This is a genomic window from Streptomyces sp. NRRL F-5727 (assembly GCF_000719555.1).
Lineage (GTDB): Bacteria > Actinomycetota > Actinomycetes > Streptomycetales > Streptomycetaceae > Streptomyces.
Genome location: NZ_JOGX01000074.1, coordinates 18,357 through 30,780, shown reverse-complemented (window position 1 = coordinate 30,780; position 12,424 = coordinate 18,357). Strand labels below are relative to the sequence as shown.

Below are 12,424 nucleotides of genomic sequence, written 5' to 3'. Positions count from 1 at the left end.
CCCATCCCCCGCACCACCCGAGCACACCCCGAGAGAAGAGAGCCGACGATGACCATCTTCCCCGGACGGCGCAGAGCCGCCCTCGCCCTCGCCCTCTCCGGCGTCCTCGCGCTGACCGCCACCGCCTGCGGTGACGACGGCAGCGGCGGCGCCGGCGGCGAAGGGACCGAGGGATCGGGCAAGGGCAAGATCACCTTCTGGGACAACAACGGCGGTGTCCGCACCGACGTCTGGAAGGAGATCATCGCCGACTTCGAGAAGGCCAACCCGGACATCGACGTCGAGTACGTCGGCGTCGCCTCGAAGGAGGTCCAGTCCAAGTACGACACCGCGATCCAGGGCGGCGCGCTGCCCGACGTCGGCGGCGTCGGCGCGGCGATGCTCGCCGGGATCGCCGCCCAGGACGCCCTGGAGCCGCTGGACGAGCGGATCGAGAAGAGCTCCCTGTTCGGCAAGCTGAACAAGGGCATGGTCGAGTCCGTCAGGGCGGCCGGCGGCCAGGACAAGCTCTTCACCGTGCCCACCTCCGCCAGCAACGGCGTCCTCTACTACCGCACCGACCTCTTCAAGGCCGCCGGCCTCGAAGCTCCCACCACCTGGACGAAGTTCTACGCGGCGGCCGACAAGCTCACCGCGAAGGACAAGAACCGCTTCGGCTACACCATCCGCGGCGGCGCCGGCTCCATCGCCCAGGCCCTGGACGCCATGTACGGCCAGAGCGGCATCCAGAGCTTCTGGGAGGGCGACAAGACCACGGTCAACGCCCCCGAGAACGTCGCCGCGCTGGAGAAGTACGTCAGCCTCTTCAAGAAGAACACCCCGGCCGCCGACGTCAACAACGACTTCACCAAGATGGTCGCCCAGTGGGACAGCGGCGAGATCGGCATGCTGAACCACAACCTCGGCTCCTACCAGGACCACGTGAAGGCCCTGGGCACCGACAGGTTCCGCGGCATACCGAACCCGACGCTCGACGACGGCACCCGGGTCATGGTCTCCAACCCGGTCGACGGCCTGGGCCTCTTCTCCAGCAGCAAGAACAAGGCCGCGGCCTGGAAGTTCATCGAGTTCGCGGCCTCCCACGCGTCCAACTCCAAGTGGAACAGGTCCGCCGGCGCCATCCCCGCCAACACCGAGGCGGCGCAGGACCCGTGGCTGCAGGAGGCCGAGCCGACCAAGCTCGCCGCCGAGGTCCTCTTCAGCGGCAAGGCGACCATCGTCCAGCTGCCGTACTACCTGCCCGACTGGAACACCATCTCCAAGGCCGACAACGAGGCCAACTTCCAGAAGGTGCTGCTCGGCACGATGTCGGCGAAGGACTTCGCCGACGCCCTCGCCGAGCAGCTGAACGAGGCCCAGGCCGAGTGGAAGTCGCAGCACAAGTGACGGTCGGCCGCCGTGAGGCGGTCGCGGCCGGGGCGGGCCTGGTGCTCGCCCTGGCCGCCCGGCCGGCCGCCGCCCGCACCGAGGAGTCCGCCGAAGGGTCCTCCTCCCGCCGCCGCACCCTCTTCGTCGCCGGAGACTCCACCGCCGCGCAGAAGTACGCCGACGCGGCCCCCGAGACCGGCTGGGGCATGGCCCTCCCGTTCTTCCTCCACCGCGGACCGACCGTCGCCAACCACGCGGTCAACGGCCGCTCCACCAAGAGCTTCCTCGACGAGGGCCGGCTCGAACCGATCGCGGCCGCGCTGCGCCCCGGCGACGTGCTGCTCGTCCAGTTCGGGCACAACGACTCCAAGAGCACCGACCCCACCCGGTACGCCGCCCCCTGGGGCGCCTACCAGGACAACCTGCGGGTCTTCGTCGAGACCGCCCGCGCCCGCGGCGCCCACCCGGTGATCGCGACCTCCGTGGAGCGGCGCCGCTTCGACGCCGCCGGCACCGCCCAGCGCTCGCTCGGCGACTACCCGGCCGCCGCCCGCGCGGTGGCCGCGGCCTCCGGCGTCCCCCTCCTCGACATCGAGGCGCTGTCGCTGGAGCTGTGGCAGCGGCTCGGGCCCGAGGCGACCAAGACGTACTTCAACTGGACCGCCACCGAGCAGGACAACACCCACTTCAACCCGCCCGGCGCGATCGAGGTGGCCCGGCTCGTGGCCCGTGAACTGCTCCGCACCCGGGTCCTCGCCCCGCACGAGACCCGCCGCCTCGACGACACCGTCCCCACCCGCTGGATCACCTGGCCGGCCCCTTCCGAGGCCCCTGCCGCCCCTTCCGCATCCTGAGGAGAACCGCGCGTGAACAGAAGCACGAAGCTGGGAGCGGTGGCCGCCGCCGCCCTCGTCCTCACCGTCACCGCGCCCGCCGCCGGCGCCCACTCCGGCCGCCCCGCCGGCCCGGACCCGGCCCGCGCCACCCTGCCCGCCGGCGACGGCTGGGCCTCCGCGGGCACCGGCACCACCGGCGGCGCCGCCGCCGACGCCTCCCGCGTCTTCACCGTCACCACCTGGGCCGAGCTGCGGGCCGCGCTCGCCGTCCCCGGCACCGAGCCGCGGATCGTGAAGGTGGTCGGCACCCTGGACGCCGTCGAGGCCGGCTGCGCCGCCTTCGAGGCGCCGGGCTACGACTTCCAGCGGTACCTCGCCGACTACGACCCCGCCGTGTGGGGGTACGAGAACGAGGTCAGCGGCCCGCAGGAGGAGCTGCGCGCCGCCTCCGCCACCGCCCAGGGCCAGGCCGTCAAGGTCAAGGTGCCCGCCAACACCACCCTCGTCGGCGTCGGCCGGAACGCGACGATCCTCGGCGGCAGCCTCCAGGTCACCGGCGTCGACAACGTGGTGATCCGCAACCTCACGCTGGAGAGCCCGCTCGACTGCTTCCCGCAGTGGGACCCGACGGACGGCGCCACCGGCGCCTGGAACTCCGAGTACGACAGCCTGGTCGTGTACGGCTCCACCCACGTCTGGATCGACCACAACACCTTCACCGACGGCCGCCACCCGGACAGCTCGCTGCCCGAGTACTACGGCGAGGTGTACCAGCAGCACGACGGCGAGCTGGACGTCGTGCGCGGCGCCGACCTCGTCACCGTCTCGTGGAACGTCTTCACCGAGCACGACAAGACGCTGATGATCGGCAACAGCGACAGCGCGGGCGCCACCGACCGCGGGAAGCTGCGCGTCACCCTCCACCACAACCTCTTCGACGACGTGGTGGAGCGGGCGCCCCGGGTCCGCTTCGGCCAGGTCGACGCGTACAACAACCACTTCAGGGTGCCGGACACGGAGTACGTGTACAGCCTGGGCATCGGCCTGGAGTCGCAGCTGTACGCGGAGAAGAACGCCTTCACGCTGGGCTCCGGAGTGCCGGCCGGGCAGATCCTGAAGAAGTGGAAGGACGCGCCCGTCACCACCACGGGCAACTACGTCAACGGGCGCCCGGTCGACCTGCTGGCCGTCCACAACGAGCAGTTCCCGGCCGAGGCGCTGCGCGGCGACGCAGGCTGGACGCCCGTGCTGCGCACCCGGGTGGACCACCCGCTGGCCGTGCCCGCCCTCGTCGGCGTCCACGCCGGCGCCGGCCGGGTCCGCTGACCGGCCCCCCACACCCCGGGCCGGGGCGGTGCGCGGCATCCCCGTCCCGTCGCGCCCGCCCCGGCCCGGCCTCTCCCCCCTTCCCCCTCACCTTCATTGCCGACCGGCGAAGGAGCCTCCGCATGCCCTCGCACCACCCCCGCACGCCCCTCGGCCGCCGTGCCCTCCTCACCGGCGCGGGCGCGGCCCTCGCCGCCCTCGCCCTGCCGGCGGCGCCCGCCCTCGCGGCGGAGAGCCCGGCCGGACCGTTCGGCCGGTACGGTTCGCCGGCCGCCCGGCTCACCGGCCGGACGCTCTACGTACACCCGGGCGGCCTCGGCGACCACACCTCCGTCCAGGCCGCGGTGAGCGCGGCGGACGGGGCCGGCTGGACGCTGGTCCTCGCGCCCGGCACCTACCGGGAGACGGTCGCGGTCAGCGCCGCCCGGACCGGCATGACCTGGATCGGGGCGACCGGGGACGCCAAGGACGTCGTCGTGGTCTACGACAACGCGGCGGGCACTCCGAAGCCGGACGGCTCCGGCACGTACGGCACCACCGGTTCGGCGACGGTCACCCTCCAGGCGGCGGACTTCACCGCCCACGCCGTCACCTTCTCCAACGACTTCCTCCGCACCGACCTGCCCGGCAATCCGGGCACGCAGGCGGTGGCGGTGAAGGCGCAGGGCGACCGCTCGGCCTTCTTCCACTGCCGCTTCCTCGGCCACCAGGACACCCTGTACGCGGACTCGATGTCCCTGTCGGCCTTCGCCCGCCAGTACTTCGCGCACTGCTACGTGGAGGGCGACGTGGACTTCGTCTTCGGGCGGGCCACGGCGGTCTTCGAGCACTGCCACTTCCGGACGCTGGTCCGCACGGACCTGGCGGGCGCGCCGTACGGCTTCGTCTTCGCCCCGTCGACGGCCCGCGCCAACCCGTACGGCTTCCTCGCCGCCCGCTGCCGGGTCACCAGCGAGGCCCCGGACGGCTTCTACAAGCTGGCCCGCCCGTGGGTGCCGGGTTCGGACACCACCGCCTGGCCGTCGCTGGTGGTGCGGGAGTCCGTGCTGGGCGCGGGGATCGACGCGGTGGCGCCGTACGCGAACATGCGGGACGCCTACCCGTGGCAGCAGCAGCGCTTCGCCGAGTACCGCAACACGGGCCGGGGCGCGGCGGTCACCGTCCCGGAGAACCGTCCGCGGCTCACGCCCGGGCAGGCGGCGACGGCGACCCGGGCGACGTACCTGGGCGACTGGACGCCCGACAGCGCCTCCCGCCTCTGAACCCTGGGGGCGGGGTCGACGGCGGACTGACGGATCAGACCAGGAGGTCCAGGCAGTCGAGGGCGGTGCCCGGGCTGAGGAAGCCGGTGCCGGTCGAGCCGCTGACGATGTTCAGGCGGAGCACGTTGTACTGGGCCGGGTCCGTCTTCCAGGCGCTCGCCGGGATGCTGTAGGTGAAGGTGTGGTTGTTGCCCCGGTACGAGCCGTTGGTGAGCGAGCGGGTCGAGGGCTGGGCGGGCGGTGACGGGATCGGGGAGACCCAGGTGTCGTTGACGGTGACCTGCGGGCGGCCGTTGAGGAAGGCGGTGGTGACGCCGATCCGCAGGGTGTGGGCGGCGGCCGCCTGGGCCGCCGTCAGCCTGAAGTAGACCAGGAAGCCGTCGTTGACGTCCTTCCAGAGGTAACAGGGCACGGCGGCGGAGGCGTTGGCGCTGTCGACGACGGCGTTCCCGGTCCAGCCGGTGGCGCGGACGTCGGCCGGATGGGCGTACGTCATCAGCTGGGCGTTCTTGAAGCCGGCCGGGGTGCCGTCCCAGTCGCCGAGGCGCCAGACGGCGGGGGCGGTGCTCGGGTCGCCGGTGATCGTGAGCGTGTGCAGCGCGGTGGCGGCGCCCGCGGTGACGGTCACCGTCGTGGTGTGGACGGCCAGTTCGCCCTTGTAGACGGTGAGCGTGTACGTACCGGGGAGCATGCCCCTGCAGGAGAAGGCGCCGGTGCCGGCGGTCGCGCGGGTCCAGTACTGGGCGTCGGCGTTGGCGAAGCCGATCGTGTACGGGTGGGCGGGGTCCATGTTCTTGAGGCCGACGCCCGCGACCCGGCCGCGCCCGGCGGCGCCGACCCAGTTCGGGATCCCGAGCGGGTCGACCCAGCCGGTGTCGTGGTTCGCGGCCGACAGCGCCGGGTCCGGCGCGCCGCCGTCGGTGAAGGCGAGCAGGTAGGGGCCCTGGAGGCCGAAGCGCATGGCCTCGGTCTGGGACTGGTTGTAGTGGAGGATCTCGTAGAGTCCGACGCCCAGTTCGTTGGAGTGGCGGAGCAGCGAGCGGTAGAAGGGGCCGCCGGACGCCTTCTCGTGGTTGGAGCGGACCATCCAGAGGCCGACCGTGCCGGTGGTGTAGCCGATGTGGTCGTAGTCCATGACGCGGACGCCGGAGTAGTGCTTGGAGCGGGTCTGTCCGTCGGCGCGCCGCCAGACGTCGCCGGCCTCGATGACGGTGTCGGCACCCTCGACCCAGGAGTCCGGGCCCTCGTTGGGGAAGACGCCGGGCTTGAGGCGGGCGATGAAGCGGGTGGCGGTGAAGGACGTGTCGGCCTTGTCGGTCCACAGGTAGACGTTGTTGAGGCCGGAGCGGGCCGCGTAGTAGTGGCGCAGGGTGCCGTGGACGACGGTGACGAGGAGGGTGGCGCCGACCTGCCGGAGGGTGACGGTGGAGGCGCCGAGGCCCGACTCGACGTGGGAGTGCTTGCCGCCGTAGCTCTCGTACTCCTTGCCCTTGTAGACGAGGGAGGTGAGGTCGCCGTTGGTCTTGGAGACCTTGAAGACGAGGCCGGCGCCGGTGTCGAGGACGTAGTTCGCGCCGTCGTCGCTCCAGCCGAAGCCGGCCGCCTCGGCGGCTCCGGCGGTGGTGGCGGCGAGGGCGCCGGCGGCGACGGCCGCGCCGAGGACGGTCCTGCGGCGAACGGGGTGCGTGTGCATGTGCGGCTCCTTCGGTGGGGTGGGGGTAGCCGTAGGTCGCCGCGGGACGCGAAAGGGTTGCCCCCGCTGTCGAAACGTTTCAAGGGAGTTTCGGCGCCGACGGGTCCGGGCCCGGCCGCTACCCCGACCTCGGCCGCGAGGCCCTCGCGGCCGACGACGGCTGGCCCGACCCCGACGTGTGGGGCGCGGCCAAGCCGTCCGGGCCGCAGGAGGACACCCGGCGGGCCTCCGCCGCCCGCCAGGCCGAACGGGTGGAACGCACCGTCGGCTCGCACACCACCCTGATCGGCGCCCCGGGCGCCGGACCGCGCGGCACCGCCCTCCAGGTCGAGGGCGCCTCCCACGTCATCGTCCGACTGGACGGCCTCCGGCTGAGCCGCCGACTCAGCCGAAGCCGCCGCTGAGGGTGGTGCGGCCGCCGTCGCGGGCGGTGAGGACGACGGTGTACGCGTCGCCCGAGGCGTCCCGGGTGCCCTCGGCGTGGTTGTACTGCGCCGCGAAGGTGTGCGGCCCCGGGGGCACCGCTCGGCCCTCCTTCAGGGTCCAGCGGTAGACCAGGGCGCCCGCCTCCTCCGCGACGGCGACCGTGAAGTCCTCGGCCGGACGGGTCTGCCAGTGACCGGTGCTCGCGATCCCGCCGGTGAGGGCGATCCGCACCTCGACGGTCAGACCGGCGACCTCGGCGTCCGTGGTGACGGCGAGGTCGCTCTGCGCCCACCAGCGGTTGCTGCCGGCATCGACGGTGCCGGCCGCACGGGCCGCCGGGCCGGGCACGGCGGCGACTCCCGCCGGGGGCGCGGGCCGGTCCTGGAGGGTGGTGACGGCGAGGCCGCCGAGGCCCAGGACCCCGGCCACGGCGACGGCCACGGCGACCGCGACCGTCCAGCGGCGCCGGGGCGGCCGGGCGCGCCGGGGCAACCGGGCGCGGGCCGACGGCGGGGCGGCCATGCCCCGCTCGACCCGGGCCAGCATCCGGGCCCGGTCGGGACGGTGGGCGAGCGCCGCCTCGCGCAGCTCGCCGCGCAGTCGCGTCTCGTCCATCAGCGTCTCCCCGCGGCGAGTTCGGTGGCCGCCCGGGCGCCGAGCAGCCGCTGGAGCTCCGCCATGCCCTTGGCCGTCTGGCTCTTGACCGTGCCGACCGAGACGCCGAGTGCGAGGGCGGTGTCCCGCTCGGAGAGGTCGAAGGCGTGGCGCAGGACGACACAGGCGCGCTTGCGGAACGGCAGGGCGCGCAGCGCCGTGCGTACGTCGACGACGGCGGGTACGTCCGGGTCCTCGGTGTGCTCGGGGCGGCGGTCCCAGAAGGCGGCGATCCGGCGGCGCTCGCGGACGGTGCCGCGGATGCGGGTGCGGACCAGGTTGGCGACGACGCCCCGGGCGTAGGCGGCGGGGTGTTCGGCGGCGCGGACCCGGTCCCAGCGGTGCCAGAGGGCGAGCATGGCGTCGGCGGCGAGGTCATCGGCGGCATCGGTCTCGCCGGTGAGGAGGTGGGCCAGGCGGGCGAGCTCGGCGTAGTGGCGGTCGAAGAAGTCCCGGAACTCGGCGGCGCTGTCCCCCTCCCCCGGAGGGTCAGTGACGGTCACGGCCGTCCCCCGGTGCGGTGGGCGCCGGTCCGGTGCCGGCGCGCACGGTGAGGCGGGGGGTGAGGAGTTCGGTGCCGCGGGCGGGTTCGCCGCGGAGCCGGGCGACGAGCCGTTCGACGGCGATCCGCCCTAGGTCCTGGGCGGGCACGGCGACGGCGGTGAGCGGTACGGAGGCGTGGGCGGCGACCTGGTCGGGGCAGAGCGCGACGACGGAGACGTCCTCGGGGACGGCCCGGCCCTGGTGGCGGAGGACCGCGAGGAGGGGTTCGACGGCGGCCTCGTTCTGGACGACGAGGCCGGTGGTGCCGGGGCGTTCCTCGAAGATCCGGGTGACGGCGGCGGCGACGGCCGCGTAGGTGCCGTCGACGGGCCGGTGGAGCAGGTCGAGGCCGTGTCCGGCGGCGGCGGCGCGGATGCCGGCGAGGGTGCGCTCGGCGTAGCCGGTGCCCCGGGCGTAGACCGCGGGGGGCTCGCCGAGGACGGCGAGACCGCGGTGGCCGAGGCCGGCGAGGTGGTCGACGCAGCGGGCGCCGGCGGCCTCGAAGTCGAGGTCGACGCAGTCGAGTCCGGCCGTGTCGGCGGGCAGGCCGATGAGGACGGAGGGCCGTTCGGCCTCCTGGAGGCAGGGCAGCCGGGGGTCGTCGAGCTCGACGTCCAGGACGATCATGCCGTCGGCGATGGCGCTGCCCTCGACCCGGCGGACGGCCTCCGGGCCCTCCTCGCCCGTGAGCAGCAGCACGTCGTAGCCGTGGGACCGGGCCGCGGTGGTGACGGCCATGGCGATCTCCATCATGACCGGCACGTAGAGGCCGGTGCGCAGCGGCATCATCAGGGCGAGGATGCTGGTCTGGCCGCCGGCGAGGGCGCGGGCGCCGGCGTGCGGGCGGTAGCCGAGCTCGTCGATGGAGTGCTGGATGCGTTCGCGGGTGGCGGCGGAGATGGAGCGCTTGCCGCTCAGCACGTAGCTGACGGTGCTGGCCGACACACCGGCGTGACGGGCGACGTCGGCGAGCGTGACCACGTGCGTGCTCCTCGGCTGGTCCGGGCGGTTCTCCGGGGTGGTGCTCCGGGACGGCGTCCGGGGGTGCGGATGGGGGTGCCCGTCGACGACAGGGACCCCCGACCCTAAGCGCCCGCTCGTCGGACTGTCCAGGCGGGGCGCGAAGAGTCCAAGGGCCGGTGGGCCGGGTGGGGTTGTGCGGGGGCGTGCGGCGATGTGGGATGGAGACCGTCGCGAAAGCGCTTTCCGACGGGTGCCCGTTCCCCGCGTCCCTCCTTGGCCTCCCCTTCCCTTGTCTCCCCTTCCCTTGTCTCCCCTTCCCTTGCCTCTCCTTCCCTTGCCTCTCCTTCCCTTGCCTCTCCTTCCCTTGCCTCTCCTTCTCTTCGCCTCAGAACAGGAGCACCATGACCGATCTGCCCTGGTACACCTCGTTCGCCCCCGAGCGGGGCACGCTGCCGCCGCGCGCCTGGACGGCGGACTCGGACGCCGCGCGGCTGCCGCTCGGCGGCGACTGGGCGTTCCGCCTCTCCCCCGCCGCCGACGCGGCGGACACCTCCTTCGCCGAGCCGGGGTTCGACGCCGGCGGCTGGCGGACCGTCGCCGTCCCGGGGCACTGGGTGCTCCAGGGGAAGGACGGGGAGTTCGGCGGGCCCGCGTACACCAATGTGCTCTATCCGTTCCCGGTCGATCCGCCGCACGTGCCCGACGAGAACCCGACCGGGGACCATCTGCGCCGGTTCGACCTGCCGGACGGCTGGCCGGCGGGGGGCGGGGCGGTGCTCCGCTTCGACGGGGTCGAGTCCTGTGCCCGGGTGTGGCTGAACGGCACGGAGCTCGGCTGGTTCAAGGGGTCGCGGCTGGCCCACGAGTTCGCGGTCGGGGAACTGCTGCGGGAGCGGGACAACGTGCTCGCGGTCCGGGTCCACCAGTGGTCCTCGGGGTCGTACCTGGAGGACCAGGACCAGTGGTGGCTGCCCGGGATCTTCCGGGACGTGACGCTGCTGCACCGTCCGGAGGGCGCGCCCGGCGACTTCTTCGTGCACGCCTCGTACGACCACGTGGCCGGGACCGGGGAGCTGCGGGTCGACTGCGACGTGCCGGGGCGGGTCCGGGTGCCGGAGCTGGGCATCGACGTGGCGGCCGGGGAGTCCGTGACGGTGCCCGTGGAGCCGTGGAGCGCGGAGGTGCCCCGGCTGTACGAGGGTGAGCTGACGGCCGGCGGGGAGCGGATCGGGCTGCGGATCGGCTTCCGTTCGGTGTACGTGGAGGACGGGGCCCTGAAGGCCAACGGGCGGCGGATCCTCTTCCGGGGCGTGAACCGGCACGAGTTCCACCCGGAGACCGGGCGGGCCGTGGACCTGGACACCATGCGCGCGGACGTCGAGCTGATGAAGCGTCACAACATCAACGCGGTGCGGACCTCGCACTATCCGCCGCACCCGGCCTTCCTCGACCTGTGCGACTCCTACGGCCTGTGGGTGATCGACGAGGGCGATCTGGAGACCCACGGGTTCGAGGAGCTGGGCTGGCGGGGCAATCCCGTGGACGACGAGCGGTGGACGCCGGCGCTGCTCGACCGGGCGGCCCGGCTGGTCGAGCGGGACAAGAACCACCCGTCGGTGGTGCTGTGGTCGCTGGGGAACGAGTGCGGCACGGGTGCCGGGCTCGGCGCGATGGCCCGCTGGATCCGGGACCGGGACCCGTCGCGGCCGGTGCACTACGAGGGCGACCGGTCCTGCGCGGACGTGGACGTCTACTCCCGGATGTACCCGCCGCACGCGGAGGTCGAGCAGATCGGCCGGCGCGAGGACGAGGGTCCGGAGCGGCGCCGTGCACTCCCCTTCATCCTGTGCGAGTACGCGCACGCGATGGGCAACGGTCCGGGCGGGCTGAGCGAGTACCAGCGGCTCTTCGAGACGTACGAGCGCTGCCAGGGCGGCTTCGTGTGGGAGTGGATCGACCACGGTCTGGCCCATCCGGTGCACGGGTACGGCTACGGCGGCGACTTCGGCGAGGAGCTGCACGACGGGAACTTCGTCTGCGACGGCCTGCTCTTCCCGGACCGTACGCCGTCGCCGGGGCTGGTCGAGTACAAGAAGGTGATCGAGCCGGTGCGGATCGCGCCGGGCGAGCGGCCGGGCACGGTCGCGGTGACCAACCTCCATGACGTGGCGGACCTGTCGGGGCTCGCCTTCGTGTGGGAGTTCCTGGCGGACGGGCGGGTCGTCGGTGGCGGCACGCTCGACGTGCCGCCGCTGCCGGCCGGGGAGCGCGCGGAGGTGCCGCTGCCGGCGGCGCCGGCACGTCCGGAGGGCACGGAGCCGGTGTGGACGGTACGGGCGGTGCTGGCCGCCGACACGCGGTGGGCGTCCGCCGGCCACGAGGTGGCCTGGGGTCAGGTGCCGGCCGCCCCGGCCCCGGCGGTCCCGGTCGCCCCGGTCCCGGGCGGGGGCGTCGCTCCGGTCGCGGAGGACGGCCGGATCCTGGTCGGGCCGGCCGCGCTCGACGCGCGGACGGGTGCCCCGCTGGCCCTGGGCGGGCTGCCGGTGACCGGCTTCGGTCTCGACGTGTGGCGGGCGCCGACGGACAACGACGAGGGGGCGCCCTGGCAGCCGGACCTGCGCTTCGGCACGCTGTGGCGGGAGCTGGGCCTGCACCGGATGCGGCACCGCACGGACGCGGTGGAGGTGACCGACGGGGGCGTGACGGTCCGGGCCCGGGTGGCGCCCGCGGCGCGTGACGTCGGGCTGGCCGTGACGTACCGGTGGACCTCGGACGGCACGGTGGTGCGGCTCGGCGTGGACGTGCGGCCGGAGGGCGCGTGGCCGGTGCCGCTCCCCCGGCTCGGCGTCCGGCTCGGGCTGCCGGCGGTGCTCGACCGGGTGGAGTGGTACGGCGGCGGCCCCGGCGAGGCGTACCCCGACACGCGGGCCGCCGCGCGGCTCGGCCGCTGGGAGTCGACGGTGGCCGGTCTGCAGACCCCGTACGTGCGCCCGCAGGAGAACGGCGCCCGGATCGGCACCCGGTGGCTGGAACTGACGGGCGGCGGCACGGGCCTGCGGATCGGGGGCGATCCGTCCTTCTGGTTCACCGCCCGCCGCTGGACCCACGCGGAGCTCGACGCCGCCGCGCACCGCCCGGACCTGGTCCCGGGCGACACCCTGTGGCTGAACCTGGATCACGCCCTGCACGGCATCGGCTCGCAGTCCTGCGGCCCGGGCGTGCTGCCGGAGCACCGGCTGGAGGCCGTCCCGTCGGCCTTCGCCCTCTCCTTCGCGGCCCTCGGCACGGGCCCGGCGGAGAACGGCGCGTGACGGTCGCCCGGACGCGTCCCGAGGCCGGCCGGCTCTTCAGCC

General features: G+C 74.0%; 10 protein-coding genes. 6 read left to right on the top strand and 4 right to left on the bottom strand.

What is annotated here, in order from left to right:
- The first annotated feature begins 48 nt into the window (after positions 1-48).
- From IF73_RS0132570 to IF73_RS0132555, 4 genes are all read left to right on the top strand, one after another.
- Positions 49-1,386: an ABC transporter substrate-binding protein gene (locus tag IF73_RS0132570; protein WP_031014130.1), complete on the top strand. Its 1,338-nt coding sequence runs from the start codon at positions 49-51 to the stop codon at positions 1,384-1,386.
- A complete protein-coding gene (locus tag IF73_RS0132565; protein ID WP_031014128.1) occupies positions 1,383-2,222 on the top strand; it encodes a rhamnogalacturonan acetylesterase in 840 nt (279 codons plus the stop codon). The genes IF73_RS0132570 and IF73_RS0132565 overlap by 4 nt, the downstream gene beginning before the upstream one ends.
- A gap of 12 nt (positions 2,223-2,234) precedes the next feature.
- Positions 2,235-3,530 (top strand): pectate lyase family protein, encoded by a 1,296-nt coding sequence (locus IF73_RS0132560; RefSeq protein WP_031014127.1) that lies wholly within the window; start codon positions 2,235-2,237, stop codon positions 3,528-3,530.
- 122 nt (positions 3,531-3,652) lie between these two features.
- Positions 3,653-4,792, top strand: a complete 1,140-nt coding sequence (locus tag IF73_RS0132555; RefSeq protein WP_031014125.1) for a pectinesterase family protein — start codon at positions 3,653-3,655, stop codon at positions 4,790-4,792.
- A gap of 34 nt (positions 4,793-4,826) precedes the next feature.
- On the opposite strand, the gene IF73_RS0132550 is transcribed toward IF73_RS0132555, so the two are convergent.
- The gene (locus tag IF73_RS0132550; protein WP_031014123.1) at positions 4,827-6,485 is read right to left on the bottom strand and encodes a rhamnogalacturonan lyase B N-terminal domain-containing protein; all 1,659 of its coding nucleotides are present in this window, start codon (positions 6,483-6,485) and stop codon (positions 4,827-4,829) included.
- A 176-nt stretch (positions 6,486-6,661) separates the two neighbouring features.
- Here IF73_RS0132550 and IF73_RS0132545 point away from each other — a divergent pair, with 176 nt between their 5' ends.
- Positions 6,662-6,889: a hypothetical protein gene (locus IF73_RS0132545; protein ID WP_031014122.1), complete on the top strand. Its 228-nt coding sequence runs from the start codon at positions 6,662-6,664 to the stop codon at positions 6,887-6,889.
- On the opposite strand, the gene IF73_RS0132540 is transcribed toward IF73_RS0132545, so the two are convergent.
- The 3 genes from IF73_RS0132540 to IF73_RS0132530 are packed head-to-tail and all read right to left on the bottom strand — an operon-like array spanning position 6,870 to position 9,089.
- On the bottom strand, positions 6,870-7,526 hold the full coding sequence (locus tag IF73_RS0132540; RefSeq protein WP_031014120.1) for a hypothetical protein: 657 nt from the start codon (positions 7,524-7,526) through the stop codon (positions 6,870-6,872). The two genes, IF73_RS0132545 and IF73_RS0132540, sit on opposite strands and share 20 nt — an antisense overlap.
- Positions 7,526-8,068, bottom strand: coding sequence for a SigE family RNA polymerase sigma factor (locus IF73_RS0132535; protein ID WP_031014119.1), 543 nt, complete (start codon positions 8,066-8,068; stop codon positions 7,526-7,528). The genes IF73_RS0132540 and IF73_RS0132535 overlap by 1 nt, the downstream gene beginning before the upstream one ends.
- Positions 8,055-9,089 carry a LacI family DNA-binding transcriptional regulator gene (locus IF73_RS0132530; protein WP_031014115.1) on the bottom strand — a complete coding sequence of 345 codons (1,035 nt, stop codon included), beginning with the start codon at positions 9,087-9,089 and terminating at the stop codon, positions 8,055-8,057. Before IF73_RS0132530 ends, IF73_RS0132535 begins: the two co-directional genes overlap by 14 nt.
- A gap of 383 nt (positions 9,090-9,472) precedes the next feature.
- Between IF73_RS0132530 and IF73_RS0132525 the strand changes: the two genes are divergently transcribed.
- Complete coding sequence (locus IF73_RS0132525; RefSeq protein WP_031014114.1) at positions 9,473-12,382, top strand: glycoside hydrolase family 2 TIM barrel-domain containing protein; 2,910 nt, start codon at positions 9,473-9,475, stop codon at positions 12,380-12,382.
- The last annotated feature ends 42 nt before the right edge of the window (positions 12,383-12,424 follow it).

Bases quoted from the DNA above. Each gene is read 5' to 3' on its own strand.
- IF73_RS0132570 (WP_031014130.1), top strand. From the start codon at position 49: ATGACCATCTTCCCCGGACGGCGCAGAGCCGCCCTCGCCCTCGCCCTC.
- IF73_RS0132555 (WP_031014125.1), top strand. From the start codon at position 3,653: ATGCCCTCGCACCACCCCCGCACGCCCCTCGGCCGCCGTGCCCTCCTC.
- IF73_RS0132550 (WP_031014123.1), bottom strand. From the start codon at position 6,485: ATGCACACGCACCCCGTTCGCCGCAGGACCGTCCTCGGCGCGGCCGTC.
- IF73_RS0132540 (WP_031014120.1), bottom strand. From the start codon at position 7,526: ATGGACGAGACGCGACTGCGCGGCGAGCTGCGCGAGGCGGCGCTCGCC.
- IF73_RS0132525 (WP_031014114.1), top strand. From the start codon at position 9,473: ATGACCGATCTGCCCTGGTACACCTCGTTCGCCCCCGAGCGGGGCACG.